Genomic DNA, 17,732 nt, shown 5'->3' with positions numbered 1-17,732 from the left:
ATGAACTTAGACAAAATTATAGCCGTAAGAACAGCCAAAACAATATACAAAGACGGCGACAAAGCCATTAAAGTTTTTAATGAAGACTACTCCAAAGCCGACGTACTTAACGAAGCCTTAAACCAGGCCCGCGTTGAGGAAACAGGCCTTAATATACCCAAAGTTATTGAGGTAACAAAAGTAGACGGCAAATGGGCAATAGTGTCAGAATTTATTAAAGGCAAAACACTGGCCGAGCTTATGGCCCAAAACCCGGATAAGTTTGACGAATATTTAAATATGTTTGTTGACCTGCAAATGGAAGTGCACTCTAAAAAAGCGCCGCTGCTCAGCAAACTTAAAGATAAAATGAACCGCAAAATATCTGAGGCCGACATTGACAACGCCACCCGCTACGAGTTACACACACGCTTAGAAGGCATGCCTAAACATAATAAAGTCTGCCACGGTGACTTTAACCCCAGCAATATTATAGTAACGCCCGAGGGCACGCCGTATATACTAGACTGGTCCCACGCCACGCAAGGCAACGCCTCTGCCGACGTGGCCAGAACATATTTACTGTTTAACCTTGACGGTAACATTAGCGGCGCGGAAAAATATTTAGACCTGTTCTGCAAAAAAAGCAATACAGAGAAAAAATATATCCAGTCATGGATACCGATAGTAGCAGCCTCTCAATCCGTTAAAGGCAAAGCGGCCGAACGTGAGTTTTTAATGCACTTTATTAATGTAGTGGATTTTGAATAACAAGGAGAACTTAGTATGAAGATTACGGTTTGCATAGGAAGTTCCTGCCACTTAAAGGGATCGCGCCAGGTTGTGGAACAGCTGCAGTATCTCATTAAGGAGCATAAACTAAATGACAAGGTGGACCTTAGCGGAACTTTCTGCATGGGCAGCTGCCAAAAAGGCGTTTGCGTTACAATAGACGGCGCGGTACACTCTGTACACGCGCAGGACGCCAAAGAGTTTTTTGAAAAAGAGATTCTTGTTAAAGCTTAAAAAGCGGAGCGTGTATGAGGGAAATATTAAAGCTTAATAAAACAGACTGCAAAAACTGCTACAAATGCATAAGACACTGCCCGGTAAAATCTATCAGGTTTTCCGGCAACCAGGCGCACATCATTGATATAGAGTGTATATTATGCGGGCAGTGCTTTGTGGTATGCCCTCAAGACGCCAAAAAAATTGTAGAAGACGTAGAAAATGTAAAAGTACTTCTTTACGGGGGCGACCCCGTGATAGCCAGCGTAGCGCCGTCATTTGTGGCCAACTTTGACAACGTAGGTATTGAGGCTCTTGAAGCGGCGCTTAAAAAACTTGGTTTTCACAGCGCGGAAGAAACCGCAATTGGCGCTACGATGGTGAAAAAAGAGTACGAAAACATGCTTAAAAAAGGCGACAAAGATATTGTAATATCCTCCTGCTGCCATTCTATTAACTTACTTATACAAAAATATTTTCCTGAAAATTTGAAATATTTAGCCGACGTAGTTTCCCCCATGCAGGCGCATTGCCTTGATATTAAAAAAAGGCACCCAAACGCCAAAACAGTTTTTATAGGCCCCTGCATTTCTAAAAAAGACGAAGCCCAGCGCCTTACAGGCATAGTTGACTATGTGCTTACCTTTGACGAGCTTAGCAAATGGCTGGAGGCCGAGGGCATAACGCTGGAGCAAAAAAAAGAAAAGAAAGAAGAAAGCAAAGCGCGCTTCTTCCCCACCAGCGGCGGTATTTTAAAAACTATGGACTGCAGTAACGAAGATTACAAATACATTGCCATAGACGGCATGGAAAAGTGTATAGAAACGCTTGAAGACATTAAGAAGGGTAATGTCTCCAAATGTTTTGTGGAAATGTCCGCCTGCGCGGGCTCTTGCATAGGCGGGCCGGTTATGGAAAAGTACAACCATTCCCCCCTGCGTGATTATATGGAAGTGGCCGACTACGCCGGCAAAAAAGATTTTAAAGTGGCGGAGCCTGTAAAAGACTTCCTCTACCAGCGTTTCCTGCCCATACAAATTAAAAAAAGCATGCCTACTGACGAACAACTGCAAGACATACTTAAAAAAATGGGCAAAAATAAACCGGAGGATGAGCTAAACTGCGGGTCCTGCGGATACAATACCTGCCGCGACAAAGCGGTTGCCGTGCACCAGGGTAAAGCTAACCTTTCTATGTGCCTGCCGTTTTTAAAAGACAAGGCCGAAACATTTTCCGACATCATCATACACAACACGCCCAACGGCATTGTTGTGGTTAATGAGAACCTTGAAGTACAGCAAATCAACAAGGCCGCCAGAGCTATACTTAACATACGCCAGACATCAGACATACTTGGCGAACCTGTTGTAAGAATATTAGACCCTAAAGTTTTTATGGAAGTACGCGCCAGCGGTAAGCCGCTGCGCAACCGCCGCGCCTATTTGCCTGAGTACAACAAATACGTTGAAGAAACCGTTATTTACGACCGCGCCAACCGCGTAATTATCTACGTAATGCGTGACATTACAGAAGAAGAAGAGCAGGCCAAAAAGAAAGAAGATATGCGCTACCAAACAATACAAACCGCCGACAAAGTGGTAGATAAACAAATGCGTATTGTGCAGGAAATAGCGTCACTGCTGGGTGAGACCGCGGCCGAAACTAAAATAGCTTTAACCAAACTTAAGGAATCCATTTCCGATGAATGATCTTTACGCTGACATAGGATACCAAAGCCTTAATAAATACGGCGAGTACCTTTGCGGGGACCATATTGACATGGCCGCGCAGGGCGACTATTCGTCCGTAATTGTACTGGCGGACGGGCTGGGCAGCGGGGTTAAGGCTAATATTTTATCTACGTTAACCTCTAAAATTATTTCCACAATGATTTCCCAAAACATGAATATAGAGGAATGCGTGCAAACTATTACTGCCACTTTGCCTGTATGCTCCGTACGTGGTATGGCCTACTCCACATTTACCATCATGCGTGTGATAAACAATAGAGAAATGGAAGTTATACAGTACGACAACCCGCAGGTTATAATGCTGCGCGGCGGCGAGCCGTACCCTATGCCAACCACGCTTATGGATATTAACGGCAAAAAAATCTACCGCTCCAATATTATCCTGCAAGAAAACGACATTTTTATAGCCATGAGCGACGGCGCCATACACGCCGGCATCGGGCCGGAGCTTAACTTTGGCTGGGAAAGAAAAGATATTATAGAGTACATGAAAGCCTTTTACTACACAGGCTTCACCGCTAAAACACTTACCAAAATTTTACTGGACGAATGCTACCGCCTGTACGGCGGACAACCCGGCGACGACACCACCGTATGCACAGTAAAAATAGCCAAGCGCGAACCTATGAACCTGGTAATAGGTCCGCCGTCTAACCGCAGCGACTGCGATAAAATGATGTCGCTGTTCTTCTCAAAAGAAGGCAAGCACATTGTGTGCGGCGGCACAACATCGTCCATAGCGGCAAAATATTTGGGTAAAGAAATTGTGCAAGGCTTGGACTTTCATGACCCGGACGTTCCGCCAATGGCTACTATCGAGGGCGTTGACATGGTGACAGAGGGCGTGGTAACCATAAACAAAGTTTTAACATACGCCAAAGATTACCTGAAAGACAACGAAACATATTCACAATGGAGCCACAAAAAAGACGGCGCCTCGCAAATAGCCAGGCTATTGTTTGAGGAAGCTACAGATATTAATTTTTACGTAGGCCGCGCGGTTAACCCCGCCCACCAAAACCCGGACTTGCCAATAAACTTTAACATTAAAATGAGACTTGTTGAAGAACTGGCCGACTGCCTTAGAAAAATGGGCAAACGCATTAAAGTAAGTTATTTTTAGGTTTTATATTTTGATGTTTCCGTTAGAAAATAGTCTCTTTTTTTACGCCGTTAGCAAGATTTGCTATAATAGTATTTGAATTTAGGAGAGGTGGCCGAGTGGTTTAAGGCGCAGTCCTGGAAAGACTGTATACCCAAAAGGTATCGAGGGTTCGAATCCCTCCCTCTCCGTTTTTTCTTCAGATTTTGGCGAATTTTTGTTTTTTAACTCCATTCGGATATTCGCACCACTCCGGGGGCTCACGATATACCTCACTCCATTAAAAATATCTCTAAACCGGTGGGCTCGTAGCGGAGGTTAGCGGCAATATAATATCTTCCGTATTACCATAAACAATTAATTTGCATTGGGCCCAAAGACCTATTTGAAATTAGGTCTTTGGGCCCATGTTATTTATATACGTATTATTTAATATTTATATATGAGAAAAATTTTATTAATAACCACCGTTTTTTTAACCGCCTGCCAACTGTCTGCGCAAGGTGTTGATTATAATAAAACAATAGCAGAACTAAGGCAAAAGTACGCCGCAGACACCAAGCATGCGCTAAGCGAAATACACAGGCTGCCTGCCGATAACTCAGCATGGTTTATGCAAGACAAAGCGGTTATTAACCAATACATAACCACCCACGAACGCAAACTTTCCACAGCAGGCAAAGACGCCCTGATTAAAAATATTTTTGATAAAAACGACGTAATCCTGTTTGGGGAAAAACATACAGACATTTTTTCTAAATCTTTTGTTTTGTGGGAAATTTATAAATACAACCTTACCGCGGACAACAAAATAACAGACGTCGTGCTGGAAAGCGAAGAAAGAAAAGATAATACTGAATATATTAAACAAATGATAGCAATAGGACGCGAAGAAAACGAAGTATGTCCGGGCTATTATACCTACATATCTTCAGACATAAGACACAGTATAATAGAAACTTTTGAAAAACAGGTTCTCTGCAAACTTATGTTTAAGGGTGTAAATATACATTACGCGGATTTTAATTTTGATGCGGATAAAGGTGATGAAAAAGATTGCTGCGCTTATTTTAACATGACTATTAACGACACCCAAATCAGCCCGTTGTCTGTAGAAGGAATAAACCTAAGAAACTACAAAATGCTGGACACAGTAGAAAAAACCAACTTAAAGGGCAAAATCGTTTTCCACAATGGCGCGGCGCACACAACATACGGTTTTTTTGATGAAAAAAACAGCATAAACATACCGGACTTACTTAAAACACGCTATCCCCAAAAAAACATAATCTCCGTTATTGTACACGGCGGGCCTAATGAAGAGTGGGATTTCTTTTGTGACAATTGTAAGAAAAAACTAAGAGATCTTGAACAACGTTCAAGAGGCGACATCGCTTTCCAAACAATTTTCGACAAAAAGCCGCATAACTTCTATGGTGTGGTTAACATAATACCGCCGCAGTACAGCACCGTCAGCAAAGAATATAAACACAGGCCCGCAGACATTATTTTATATTTTCCGACGCAAATAGATGAGAACTATCTTATGCGAGAGTTAAAATTAAAGCAAGAATACTTCGACAGGAATACAACCCATGAAAACAAAAATCATATTTACGAAAATTATTTTAATACTGTCCGTATGCGCTAACGCCCAGGCTCTTAAGCCCTTTAATATCACAATTAATGAGATTAAAGACCGTTACGCTTTGCAAACAGCCGCAGTAGACCTTGCAAATGCAAACAAGCTGCAAAACAACTACCTTTGGTATATGCAGGGCCCGCGCCGCCAGTTTGATTATTACGACGCCAACGTAAAAAAAATGAATTCCCAAGAAACTAAAGATTTTTATATAAATCTTTTCGCGGACAACGACATTTTGTTCTTTGGGGAAATGCACGTATACGCGCTGCCGCATATTGTAACCATGAATTATATTGAAGAATATAATGAATATGCCAAGTTAAACGGCCTTAAACCTGTTACGCATGTTTTGTGGGAACGCAGCCAAAATTACGAAAGAGTGCTAAACAATGTGAAAGCACGGCAGAATAAAGCTAACTCTCTTGAAGAGAAGCTGGACGTATGCAGAGCAATGGCGGACGAAGCTTATCAAAACTCAGACCTGCTGCTGGCGCAAACATGCAGGCTGCTTGCAAAGGGCGTGGAAGTAATTTGCGCGGACACACCTAAAGATTATAAAAATAATGACAGTTATATAAAAGATACTGACATAGGCATGACAGATAAAGAAGGTATGAAGTTAAGAAATTTACACACCATAGCCCATATGGAAGCCTCCTTAGCCGGCGGCGGTAAAGTTGCCGCGTTTGGCGGCGCAATGCATATGGTATACGGCGACCCGCACAAAAACCCGTCTCTGCCGGACCTAGCGCTTAAAATATTCCCCAAACATAAAATAATTTCCGTATATAACACAGGCGGACAGGCCGAAAGCGAATATTGGCCGCCGTCACTTATGACAGGCCGTTTTGAAAAAGAAGAACAACCCAACCCGTATAAAAGAGTTTACTATAAAGGTTTTTTTATATTTAGCGAATATATTACAAATGACACCCACGTGGTTTTAAATATTATTCCGCCCGGCACAAAAAATAAAGCGCTTTATAATATGCGCCCCGCGGACATTATGCTGCTGATAAAAAGGGATTTCATGTTTTCAGACGCTAAAGAGTTAATTATGCGTTAATTTTCATAATATAAAAACGGGCAGGTCTAAACGGCCTGCCCGTTTTTGTTAGATTAACATATAAAATTAAAAAGTAAACTCCAGCCAGGTAGTGCCTCTTCCGGTGCTTTTAGCGCCCAGCGCAGTGCACATGCCTTGTGATTTTGTGTCCGCCGCCGGCGCGCGGCAAAACATCTTGCTGCTTTTATCATAAACTATTTCATATTCAAAAGACTGTGGTTTTGTTCCGCCGACACTTTGTACTACAACAACACCGTCTTCCAACGGTCTTAGTGAAATACTAAAATTCTTTAACGTTACCTTCCCGTAAGTACCGCTGCTGTCATCGCCCGCCGTTGAAGTCGCGCCGGACATTTCAATATCCAAGTCCTCCGCGTTACTTGTATAAACGTTATTAGAAAGAAAATATATTTGTTCCGCCTGTAAAAACGCTTTACCAAGCAAATAAGCCTCTGACGCGCGGGACTTGGCCACAGCTTTTGTATACTGCGGCAGGGCGATAGCTGAAAGTATGCCTATAATCAAAACTACCACCAATAACTCTATAAGAGTAAACCCTTTTGACATATATATCTCCTTTGAGATAGAAAATAGTATCTGCCATCATTATACCCTAAAAATACTATAAAACAAATATGTTAAAATTACTTATATACTTTTAAGGGGATTAAATGAGTTTTGAGTTTTCAGTAGCGCTGCGTTACCTTAACGCCAAGAGAAAGGGCCTGTTTTCTATGCTGACCACGGTTATAGCAATAGCAGGCGTATCTATAGGCGTGGCCACGCTTATTACGGCTATGGCTATAATAACAGGCTTTGAAACCGAACTTAAAGACAAAGTGCTTGGCGCGCAAAGCCACATAATAATACTTGGCTACATGACAGAACCCGCCCTTAAAACAGCAGAAGCAAAACTTGATAAAATACCTGAAATAAGCGCCTACGCGGCCAACCTTTACAACCACGCCATTATTACTAAAGACGGCAAATCAAACGGCATTATGATACGCGGCATAGACCCGCAAAAAGAAAGTAAAGTTACCAGTTTAACAGCCTCTATCACAGAAGGCTGCTTTGAAAATACCGCGGATAAAACCCCAGCCGTAGTGCTTGGCTACGCCATAGCAGAAAAAATGGGACTTAGCGTGGGCAACGACGTTATTTTTATATCCCAAAACTCCGTCAAAACAACAGCGGGCGCCATGCCAAAGATGAAAAAGTTTAAACTAACGGGCGTTTTAAAAACAGGTTATTATGATTATGATAACAACGTGGCCTATACAGATTTAAAAACAGCCGGCGAGTTTTTTGACATGAAGAACGGTGCAAACAGTTTTGCCGTAAGACTGCATAACCTGAGCGACCTGCAAACAGTGGTAGACAAACTTTACCTTACGCTTGGCCAGGGCTTTAGCGTGCGTACATATGAGGACATAAACGGCACTTTCTACGCGTCGCTGCGTTTGCAGAAGCTGGGCATGTTTATAATACTGTCGTTAATCATACTTGTGGCGGCGCTTAATATAGCGTCTAACCTTATTTTAATGGGCAAAGAAAGGCTAAAAGAAATAGGCATAATGCGCTCAATAGGCGCAAACCAGCGCAGCATAAGCAAAATTTTTATTTGGGAAGGCATGATGGTGTGCACCGCCGGTATAATATGCGGGATACTGCTGTCTCTGGTGCTGTGCTATGTGGTATCCACATTTAATATTGTGGACCTTCCGGCCGATGTATACTCACTTAGCCGCGTACCTGTCAAAATTATGTTTACCGATGTTGTAAGCGTAATAATAGGCAGTTACGTTTTATGTTTCGTAACTGCCCTATATCCTGCATTAAGAGCCTCAAGAATCAAACCGATAGAAGCTATACGCTACGGTTCTTAAGCGCTAAATATTTTTTATGCCGTTATTAGTGTAGTAGTAAAAGTGAATTTCACAGGATTTTGAGTAAAATTTGGACGTTCTCCTTTCCAGCACACTTGGTGCGGGCAACACGGTGGGTGTGTTGGAAAGGAGAACGTCCAAATTTTGCCAAAAGCCGAAGAAATTTTATTCCGCTGATTGAAACCTAAGCGAGCGCAGAGAGCGAACTACCGGGAACGCGAAGCGCAAAAACGCCATCACAACCTTGCGCACCCTGTTAAATATTTAGGACTTCTATTTCCTAAGCACCTTTGGCCTTTATAAATAAGTGGCTAAATGAGAAGGAAACCCCTACATATACATTTTGCCCAAGCCCGCTAAAGTGTTCGGCCTGTGCTAAATAATAGGTAACAAACGGCGCTATGCTGAGTGTTTTATATACCAATACGTCCATACGCGCGTCTAACTCCATTTCATAATCAACGTCAGTATTTCTCTTTTCTGATGAATGCACATAATCTCTAAAGTAGCCTGAGTACACGGCTTTTACGCCCTCTCTTATAGGCTGCTCAACATTAAACCCTACTTCCCAGGCAAACTTAGTTGACTCGGGGTTATAGGTAAAATCATATTCACCCACACCTGCGGCGTATAAGCTTTTAATATATTTACCCTCAAATATTTTCGCGCCCGCGCTTACAACCTGCTTTCTATTATTGCCGCCGCTTTTGGTAAATTCTGTATCATACTCAATATTGGCAAACGGGCCCGCTTCAAACCCGCCCAAAAAGTTTTCCACATTCCACATTCTAAGTGTGTAGTCTGTTGTTAAAACAATGCGGTCAACGTTTTCGTTAGTGGTTGTTTCGGTGCCGTCGGCCGGGCGCACTTTTGTGCGGCCGTATTCGGCCAGCAGCGTATTGGCCCATACATATTTTTGGGCGTAATAGTTGCCTGTCATATTAAGATAACCTTGTATTAAGGTTTGGCTGTCAGAGTGCAGCCTGGCGTCGGAAAAGTCGGCGTATTTATCGGCGTTTTTTACTTCTGTGCTGGTTATATTAAGCGATATTTTTTTAAGGTCCAGCTCCCATCCTCTTTTGTCCGCGTCGGCCGCGTACGCGCCGCATGCCAGCGCCAAAATGGCGGTTACTGCTAATACTTTTTTAAACATTTACATCCTCCGTTAATCAAAATAAAAAGATAAAGCGCAACGCTTTATCTTTTTATTTTATTTATTTAATTAAACTAAAACGCTAGTTTTAACCTGGCGCCCAGGGCGTGCCTGTCTTCGCTTTCGCTGTAATTATTGTAATAATAGAAAGCGCCCAAGGCTATATTATCTTTATAAACCTGAAAGTTGGCGTTAAGGTCAAAATAAAAAAGTTTCTCATCTTTTGTTTTAATGGCGTCATACACTATATAGCCGGCTTCGCCGCCAAAATCAAAAAAGCTAAGCGGCCTTATACTTACAAAGCCCGCGCCGCCAATGTTAGACATATACTCTCTGTCCGGGTTAATAATTTCGGTACCCTTTCTCCAATACTGGTAAAAACCTTTCGCGCCAAAGCTTATCCAGCTGAACCTGGGGCCAACAATAAGCGTGCCGTCGTATTTTTGCGTGCCGGACTCTATGCCGCCCTCGGCCACCGTGTCAAAAGCGTCAAAGGTAACTTTGCCTATAACGTCAATTTTAAACAATCTGTCTAAAAATCTTATTCTTGCTACGGCGTATGGGTTAAGAAAATCTTTTTCGTCCGTAGCGTCATATTTTACATATGATATGCCCGCACCCATAACTAACCACGGCGTAAAACCTATTGTCATGGTTTCGTTGGCGGCGTACACTTTATCTTTGGGGCCGTGTATGCTCTGCTCTATCCAGCCCGTTGTGTCTAAAACAATTACACCAAGTCCTTGCATGTAGTACGGGTCGGTAAGTCTTTGATAGTAACCGTCGTCAATATCGTCATAATAATTTGCCGCGTGGGCAAATGTAAATGTCATACAAAGCAGCAGCGCCGCAAGTATCTTTTTCATAACATTCTCCTAAGGATTAATTAAAAATATAGTAGGCGGCAGTAAATAAAATAAATTTACCAGCGCGCCAAAACTTAAAAACGGGCCGAACGGTATGGCTGACTCTCTGCCCGCCTTCTTTCTTATTAAAAGATAAACGGAATAAACCAAGCCCGCCGCACTGGCTATAACAACCGTGGTTATCACGCCTTGCCAGCCAAGCAGCGCGCCTACACCGCCCATCAGTTTAATATCGCCGCCGCCCATAGACTCCTTTTTAAACAGCAGCAGCCCCAGCACAGCTATGGCAAACAAACCGCCAAAGCCTACTAACCCGCCTAAAAAACTCTGCCACAATGTCTGCAAATACGTCCCGCTAAAGTTAGGGTTACACCAGCAAAATGCCAGACCCCATATTATAAGCCCTAAAGAAAACCTGTCCGGGATAATCATTATCTTCATATCTATTACAGATAGTATTATCAGGCTGTACACCGCCACCAGCACAACGCCCGTCCAAACGGTAAGGCCGTATCTCCACACAAAAAACCCCGTCAAAATGCCTGTCACCAACTCCACCAGCGGGTACTGGAAAGAAATTTTATCACCGCAGCTGCGGCACTTGCCGCGTAAAATTAAATAAGAAAGCACCGGCACATTGTCATACCACTTAATTTTGGTATTACACTTCATGCAATGCGACGCCGGGAAAGCCACGCTCTGGTTAAGCGGTATTCTGTAAATACACACATTTAAAAAGCTTCCTATAATGAGTCCGAACGCAACCGCCACGGCAATAATAAAAATTTCCACCTAGTTCTCCTTCCAGTTTTTGCCCGAAGAATCCGTACCCGCGCTGTTTACGTAAATATCGCCCCAGCCTTCACTCTTAGGGTCATTATTATAAATCCACCCGCCTTCTTCTTGTATATTGTCACCTATTACATGAACTTTATTGCTGGGTTTTTTACCTACCGCGGGGGCGTGCGGCATAACCTCTATATACTGCGGCACCAGTGAGGACAAGTTATCTGTAGGATAAGTGCCCTGGTGATCGCCGTAGTAAGCGGCTATCGCGCTTCTTACGCGCGACAGGTTATATTTGGTGCTGCCCTCTTTGCATTTATTGTTGATATCAACAAACTTTACCGCGCTGAGCGACCCAAGCACCGCTATAAGAATTACTGCTATAAAAACTTCTTTTTTGGTAAGACCACGGTTGTTTGCCATGGTCTTACGCAAGAAATTTAACTTCATACAAACTCCAACTGTTTATTTTAAGTTTAGGGCGATATGCGCGAATATTTTAGCGTCGCCGATTGTATGCTTGATGCTGGAATATTCGTTAGGCCCGTGCAAAGTGCCAAGCAGCCTGGAATACACCACGCAAGGTATGCCTTTGTTCCTAAGGAACGCCGCCACCGTGCCGCCGCCTATGCCGATAACTTTAGGTTTAACTTTGTAAACGTCTTTTACCGCCGCCACAGTTGCCTGCACTAAAGGTTGTTTGGCGTCTGTAGGTATGGAGGACGTTTCCTGCACCGCTTCAAATATTACTTTAACTTTAAATTTCTTTTCAATCTTTTTTATGACGGCCATCATTTCTTTTTTAACAGCCGCTATTGTGTAAACGGGCAGTATGCGGCAGTCAAAGTAAAAAATATCCTCGCCCGGCAAAATATTTATAGAGGCTACGTTAGCGTCTTTCTTAGTCGGCTCAAACGTGCTGATAGACGGGCTGAATTTATTATCCTTTTTATTAAACTTTTTGTGCAGCGCACTGTCTAACTCTGATATTAAAGCCGCGCCGGCTCTGTAAGCGTTTACGCCGTGGTCAGGCATAGAGGCGTGCGTCTGTTTGCCCTTAACCGTAAACTTGGCCCATAAGATAAGCTTTTCGGCTATTTCAATTTCGTCGCCTTTTGCGCTACCGCTGTCCGGTACCATAACACAGTCGTTTTTACCAAATGTTTTGGGGTGTTTTTTAACTATGTAATCTATACCGTATTCGCTGCCGGTTTCTTCGTCGGCGTTGAAAAGCAAACAATAGTTTACGTTAGGCCTGATACCCAGGTCCATAAGCGCCTTAACGGTAAGCAGGCCTGAAACTAAGCCCTGCTGGTTGTCTTCGGTGCCGCGGCCGTAAATAAGGTCGCCTTTTACAACTGCTTTAAAGGGGTCTGTCTTCCACAGTGACATGTCGCCGGGGGAAACCACGTCCATGTGCGCCATTACCCAAAAGTTTTTGGTTTTATCTTTACCGTAGTATTTGGCTACAATGTTGGGGCGTTTGCCGTTTTTGGCCTTTTTGTCCGGCGCGTCAAGGTGGTAGACTTCGTCAAATTTCATTTTTTTAAGTACTGATTCTATGAACGCGGCTTTGTCAAATTCACCCAGGCCGCCCTCTAAGGTTGGGGAAAGGGCAGGAGCCGCTGTTAAACCGGACTGCAGTTCTATAACAAAATTTTTGTACCCGTCAATTTTCTTAAAAACATCTTTCATACTCATAACTACTCCTTTTACAGCGGATTTGAGACGTCTATAAACTCAACCTTAACGCCAAATTTACGCGCGACTTCTTTCATAAGCGCTTTGACGCCGTAGGTTTCTGAGTTATAGTGCCCTACTGCCATATAATTTATTTTACATTCTCTTGAGATTTCTTGCACGTATTCTTCGCTGCTGCCTGTAATAAATAAATCTGCCCCGCGGTTGGCAAACTGCTCAAACATGCTGTAGCCGCCGCCCGATACTATACCTACCGTACTTATTTTAGCCTTGCCGAAAGCAAGTTTTGTATTGGCTTTTAAGCCTAGCGTTTTTTCAATTTCAGCAAGTGTTTTGAGCTTGGCCAGTGTGCCGTATACGCCGATATCGGTGCCGTGGTAATTGCCGTAAGGCGTAATTTTTTTAAGGCCCAGCGCTTTTGCTATTTGCGCGTTGTTACCCACAACCGGGTGCATGTCCAGCGGCAGGTGCCAGGCGGCAAGGTTAAGGTCATTCTTAATTAAAAATTCTACCCTGCGTTTAAAAAGCCCCGTTATAAGCGGCCCGTGCGACCAAAACAAACCGTGGTGCACCACCACCATATCCGCGCCGGCGGCTTTGGCTTTTTTAAACAGTTCCATATTGGCCGACACGCCAAAAACTATTTTGTTAATTTTTTCTTTCCCCTCAACCTGCAAACCGTTTTGGGAAGAATCTTTAACATTGGCGGAATTTAAATAGCCGTTAATATAATTAATTATGTTGTCGCGTGTGATCATAACTTTATGCTATCATTTTATTACTATGAAGAGAACCGTTTTTTTAGCCTTTTTGCTCATTTTTTGCGCGACAATTCACGCCGCAGATGTGCCCGTTGCCGCCAATTTGCCGCTGCGTGAGGCTAACCCAAAAACAGTTTACCCTATTTCAGTGGAATTTCCGCATGAAAATATGGCTATAGACGCGGGCGCGAAATCTATTTTTTTGTTCGGCTCCGTGGCTGACCCTAAGGCCAATCTTACAATTAACGGCGTGGAAGTGCCGGTATATTCAAACGGCGGTTTTTTAACATTTTTACCTGTAGAAGTGGGCGATTTTACATTTTTACTGCAAACAACCAATGGCGAAACCGTTACCCAAGCCACCAGAACCGTAAAAGTAAAAGGCACCGATACAAAAGTTTTTACCACAGCGCAGTTTGACCCTAAAAGCATTTTACCCAAGACAGACGTTTGGGCGCTGCCCGGCGACAAAATAGAATTGGCCGCCTACGCCGTGCCCGGGGCGGAAGTTACCGCGACAATAACTGGCATAAAAGACGCTAAAGATATAGCGTTTACAGAAACGGAACCCGGTCTTTATAAGGCCGCATACACCATGCAGGAAAATGACAAAGCTAAGGCGGCCAAAGTAAACTATAAAATAAACCACCCCGCCTCTAAAACCAAAAATAAAATTACAGCAGGCGGTAAAATAAAAATTTTAGACGCTAAAGAACCGCTGTCCGCCGAAGTCAAACTTGAAAACACCCGCATAAGAACCCAGGCCGTTACACAGGGTTTTCTCTATCCGTTTTACCGTATGTTTGGCAATGTAAATATAACTGGCTTGGCCAATAATATGTACCGCGTAAAGTTGACAGATACCGATACAGGCTGGATAGAAGCCGCCAAAATAAAGTTCACAAAAAAACCGCTGGAATTAAACAAAGTGGAAACCGTGACATCTGAAAATTTGGACACAAAAACAAGAATAATCTTTTACGGTACACGCAAAGCGCCGCTGCTTACAACAAGCACGACTGAAGCCTTTGAAGTTACCATGTTTAACACAGAAGAGTATTTGCCTGTGGTTGAAGCGCCCGCCAGCGCGTTGGTAGCCAGCATCTCCTTTGAAATAGCTGCGGCAAACACCATGAAGTTTAAAATCAATTACCATGAGGGCCAGCCTCTGTGGGGCTATGATTACGCTTTTGAAAACGGTAATTTTGTACTTGAATTAATACACAAACCTATACTCACGCCAATACCCGGCAAACCGCTTAAAGGCGCTAAAATTATGCTGGACCCCGGCCACTCCCCCAAACGCCGCCCCAACTATGACGGCGCGGTAGGCCCCACGGGGCTGTTGGAATATGAGGTAAATATGGCAACCGCCAAAGAGGTTGCCGCTCTGCTTGAGAAAACTGGCGCAAGCGTGCTTATGAGCAAGAACGAAAAGGAGCAAACCTCGCTGGCAACACGCACACAACGCGCTATTAAAGAGGGCGCCCATATTTTTGTAAGTATACACCACAATGCCTTGCCCGTAAGCGTAAGCCCTTTTGCCAGAAAACGCGGTTTTGTTATCTATTATTTTAACGAGCACAGCAAACCGCTTGCGCTAAGCTTAAACGACGCTTTTGCCGCCAATGTAAAGCTGCCCAACAACGGTACGCAAGTTGGGGACTTTTCCACGGTGCGTGCGCCGCAGTTTCCTTCTGTACTGACGGAAAACGCTTTCTTAATGTTCCCAGAGCAGGAAGATATGGTACGCAATGCTGATACCCGCGCTGCCTTTGTTAAAGCTATATATGAGGGGATACTTGGGTTCTACGGCGTCAAGCCTGAGCCGCCAGTAAAACCCAAAAACAAAGGCAAAAAGCTTACCGTTAAAAAAGCCGCCGTAAAGATAAAAAAGAAATAAGATTTTAGTTTTACATGAAAAGAAAATTGTCCGTCATGTTGAGCAGCCGCGCCAACGCGGCTGTGTGAACACCTCCCGCTTAGGCTATTTTTCTTTGCATAGCAAAGGCTAATTAGTACAACTAGACTGATATTATATTTAACTTTGATATTCTCATTCGGGTAAATCAACATAAATTAAAGTTAACTAACCTTAATTAATTTGATAAAATGAAGATACAAGCCTTGATATAAAACTATTATTTATTAACAAAACAGGGCAAAACACAATTTACGCCGGGATGCTGGAACTGGTAGACAGGATGGTCTCAAAAACCATTGGCCGCAAGGCCGTGCGGGTTCGATTCCCACTCCCGGTACCACTTTAAAACATAGACGGTAGGAGCCTTCGCTCCTACCGTCCTTTTTATACACTTTTCGAATTTTTTGTATTTACTCAGGAGCATTTTTAGACTTTAGCAAATCTATTATTTCTTTTTCTTGCGGATATTTTTCTAAAAAGAAAGATGTAATAGTTTGTTCACTATCGTTAGCAGTATTAGAATAACATTTTGGTGTTAGATTAGCCCCGTTTTTAATGAGAATTTTCAATATTTCTCTGCGAGTCTTGTCAATACTGTTATCTCTGTAAAAAACTCTGCATATCGGCTGGCCCCATACCCCTTCAAACACTTCATCATGCTCATAATAAACCTCTGCGCCGCTATCTACTAGAAATTGAAGCATTTTTATATTACCATCTTCTACAGCGGATAATATTAAGATATAGCAGCCTCCATCATCGCAATATCTTGCCTTAATATCTGCCCCTGCTTTTATAAACATATCGACAATTTCCACATTGCCGCGCCGCACTGCGGAGAAGAGATCTTCTCTATCATTAGGCTTAAAACCTTTGGATATTAGGTATCTGATAATTTCTACATTGCCAGTATCTAGCGTAGAGCTGCACTCAAAACCACCTGAATCATAGCCTGAACATGTTGCACTATCATGGGCACCCAGCTCTCCCAAAAATTTCACCATTTCCAAATTATCAGTCATTACCGCCATCTTGATAGGCTGTATAATCTCTCTTTCAAATTCTTTTTGGGAACTGCCATTAACATCTGCCCCCACAGACACAAGATATTCTGCTGCCACTTTATTATTTTCCTGCACAGCTATTGCCAGCGGAGTAAAAACCGATAGTTTATAGTCTTTCACGCCATGATAAAGCGGCGTATTAACATTGTCTTTATCAACTAATATTCTAAGCATTTCTAAATTATTGTTTTGTATTGCAGTATAAATTGGAGATATGTTTACTGTCCAATAAGAGCAATTTGCATCAATTTTTGTTCGCCAAGATTTGGTTCCTATAACTTTATCAGCGCCCTTAGATATTAGATATTTTGCCCATGCTTTGTCTCCGTTTTGTACAGCGTCCGACAGAGCGGTATAATTTGCGCGAAGCATATCATAAGGACAACTTCCCGTATCTTTATGATAAACAGGAAACTCAATATCGGCACCTTGTGCCAGCAGTTTTTCAAATTCAGGTTTGTTTTTGTCCTTAATGGCGGTAATAAAAGGTTCTTTTAATGTTTCATGCTTAGGGTTATAATAGCCCAAGGTATGATAAATTTTTATAAGTTCCTTGTCTTTTGATTCAAAAACATAATCCAGTGTGGCTTTGCCGTTTGAAAGGATGGGCGTGAGATTTATCGTAGAGCTGGCTCCGCTTAAACACTTCATAGTTGTAATATCTTTTTTTAACAATGCTGTTTCCAAAATAGTCTTTTTTTCTTTATTATCTTCGTCTAATATTTTTATAGTGTTTATTATTCCTTCCAAATCGTACATAGGGACTTCTTTTCCGTTCTCATTCATGTATCCATTAAAAACATATTGATACGCGGATTGTGTTTCATTACAATATTTAGCAAAAGATTGATAGGTAAGCGGGGTGCTCTCCCAATCGTAAGTGTCGGAGGCAAAAACTATTGGCGTTATGACCAAAGCAAAAAATATTGATATTAGTTTTTTCATAATTTTATAATACTAAATTATTCCTAGAAAAAGCTTCCACCAAGTCTAAAATCGGACTCATTTGTGCCAATTCTTCAACACTCTCGTTCCAA

16 protein-coding genes and 2 tRNA genes are annotated in these 17,732 nt (G+C 42.7%); 10 read left to right on the top strand and 8 right to left on the bottom strand.

Translation table 11 applies throughout. The features are described from left to right. From AAIR98_RS02740 to AAIR98_RS02710, 7 genes are all read left to right on the top strand, one after another. Positions 1 to 750 carry a phosphotransferase family protein gene (locus AAIR98_RS02740; protein ID WP_423970717.1) on the top strand — a complete coding sequence of 250 codons (750 nt, stop codon included), beginning with the start codon at positions 1 to 3 and terminating at the stop codon, positions 748 to 750. Between the two features lie 15 nt (positions 751 to 765). Beyond that, a complete protein-coding gene (locus AAIR98_RS02735; RefSeq protein WP_423970716.1) occupies positions 766 to 1,005 on the top strand; it encodes an NAD(P)H-dependent oxidoreductase subunit E in 240 nt (79 codons plus the stop codon). Positions 1,006 to 1,019: 14 nt separating this feature from the next. Next, the gene (locus AAIR98_RS02730; RefSeq protein WP_423970715.1) at positions 1,020 to 2,696 is read left to right on the top strand and encodes a [Fe-Fe] hydrogenase large subunit C-terminal domain-containing protein; all 1,677 of its coding nucleotides are present in this window, start codon (positions 1,020 to 1,022) and stop codon (positions 2,694 to 2,696) included. Then, positions 2,689 to 3,861, top strand: a complete 1,173-nt coding sequence (locus AAIR98_RS02725; protein WP_423970714.1) for a SpoIIE family protein phosphatase — start codon at positions 2,689 to 2,691, stop codon at positions 3,859 to 3,861. Before AAIR98_RS02730 ends, AAIR98_RS02725 begins: the two co-directional genes overlap by 8 nt. Positions 3,862 to 3,945: 84 nt before the next feature. Continuing rightward, positions 3,946 to 4,031 (top strand) — tRNA-Ser (locus AAIR98_RS02720). A 251-nt stretch (positions 4,032 to 4,282) separates the two neighbouring features. Beyond that, positions 4,283 to 5,491: a hypothetical protein gene (locus tag AAIR98_RS02715; RefSeq protein ID WP_423970713.1), complete on the top strand. Its 1,209-nt coding sequence runs from the start codon at positions 4,283 to 4,285 to the stop codon at positions 5,489 to 5,491. Further along, positions 5,436 to 6,551 (top strand): hypothetical protein, encoded by a 1,116-nt coding sequence (locus AAIR98_RS02710; RefSeq protein WP_423970712.1) that lies wholly within the window; start codon positions 5,436 to 5,438, stop codon positions 6,549 to 6,551. Before AAIR98_RS02715 ends, AAIR98_RS02710 begins: the two co-directional genes overlap by 56 nt. Before the next feature lie 66 nt (positions 6,552 to 6,617). On the opposite strand, the gene AAIR98_RS02705 is transcribed toward AAIR98_RS02710, so the two are convergent. Then, positions 6,618 to 7,118: a type IV pilin protein gene (locus AAIR98_RS02705; RefSeq protein WP_423970711.1), complete on the bottom strand. Its 501-nt coding sequence runs from the start codon at positions 7,116 to 7,118 to the stop codon at positions 6,618 to 6,620. A gap of 104 nt (positions 7,119 to 7,222) precedes the next feature. Between AAIR98_RS02705 and AAIR98_RS02700 the strand changes: the two genes are divergently transcribed. Then, entirely contained in the window at positions 7,223 to 8,440 is a 1,218-nt protein-coding gene (locus AAIR98_RS02700) for an FtsX-like permease family protein (protein WP_423970710.1), read from the top strand. Positions 8,441 to 8,720: 280 nt separating this feature from the next. Here AAIR98_RS02700 and AAIR98_RS02695 read toward each other — a convergent pair whose 3' ends face one another. The 6 genes from AAIR98_RS02695 to AAIR98_RS02670 all read right to left on the bottom strand — a co-directional run bounded on the left by AAIR98_RS02695 (position 8,721) and on the right by AAIR98_RS02670 (position 13,704). Then, positions 8,721 to 9,593 (bottom strand): hypothetical protein, encoded by an 873-nt coding sequence (locus tag AAIR98_RS02695; protein WP_423970709.1) that lies wholly within the window; start codon positions 9,591 to 9,593, stop codon positions 8,721 to 8,723. 74 nt (positions 9,594 to 9,667) lie between these two features. Then, positions 9,668 to 10,459 carry a hypothetical protein gene (locus AAIR98_RS02690; RefSeq protein WP_423970708.1) on the bottom strand — a complete coding sequence of 264 codons (792 nt, stop codon included), beginning with the start codon at positions 10,457 to 10,459 and terminating at the stop codon, positions 9,668 to 9,670. A 9-nt stretch (positions 10,460 to 10,468) separates the two neighbouring features. After that, positions 10,469 to 11,251, bottom strand: a complete 783-nt coding sequence (locus AAIR98_RS02685) for a prepilin peptidase (protein WP_423970707.1) — start codon at positions 11,249 to 11,251, stop codon at positions 10,469 to 10,471. Continuing rightward, complete coding sequence (locus AAIR98_RS02680) at positions 11,252 to 11,695, bottom strand: hypothetical protein (protein WP_423970706.1); 444 nt, start codon at positions 11,693 to 11,695, stop codon at positions 11,252 to 11,254. A gap of 15 nt (positions 11,696 to 11,710) precedes the next feature. Beyond that, positions 11,711 to 12,940 carry a M20 family metallo-hydrolase gene (locus tag AAIR98_RS02675; RefSeq protein WP_423970705.1) on the bottom strand — a complete coding sequence of 410 codons (1,230 nt, stop codon included), beginning with the start codon at positions 12,938 to 12,940 and terminating at the stop codon, positions 11,711 to 11,713. 17 nt (positions 12,941 to 12,957) lie between these two features. Next, a complete protein-coding gene (locus tag AAIR98_RS02670) occupies positions 12,958 to 13,704 on the bottom strand; it encodes a Nif3-like dinuclear metal center hexameric protein (RefSeq protein ID WP_423970704.1) in 747 nt (248 codons plus the stop codon). Positions 13,705 to 13,729: 25 nt separating this feature from the next. On the opposite strand from AAIR98_RS02670, the gene AAIR98_RS02665 reads away from it, so the two are divergent. Together AAIR98_RS02665 and AAIR98_RS02660 are read left to right on the top strand one after the other, a co-directional pair. After that, entirely contained in the window at positions 13,730 to 15,610 is a 1,881-nt protein-coding gene (locus AAIR98_RS02665) for an N-acetylmuramoyl-L-alanine amidase (protein ID WP_423970703.1), read from the top strand. Between the two features lie 274 nt (positions 15,611 to 15,884). Beyond that, positions 15,885 to 15,971 (top strand) — tRNA-Leu (locus AAIR98_RS02660). Positions 15,972 to 16,041: 70 nt separating this feature from the next. Here AAIR98_RS02660 and AAIR98_RS02655 read toward each other — a convergent pair. Then, the gene (locus tag AAIR98_RS02655; RefSeq protein ID WP_423970702.1) at positions 16,042 to 17,640 is read right to left on the bottom strand and encodes an ankyrin repeat domain-containing protein; all 1,599 of its coding nucleotides are present in this window, start codon (positions 17,638 to 17,640) and stop codon (positions 16,042 to 16,044) included. Positions 17,641 to 17,732: the final 92 nt, after the last annotated feature.

This window comes from Elusimicrobium simillimum (assembly GCF_049639735.1).
Taxonomy (GTDB): Bacteria; Elusimicrobiota; Elusimicrobia; order Elusimicrobiales; family Elusimicrobiaceae; genus Elusimicrobium; species Elusimicrobium simillimum.
Note: the sequence above shows the minus strand (reverse complement) of the source record. Positions and strands in the feature narration are given on the sequence as shown.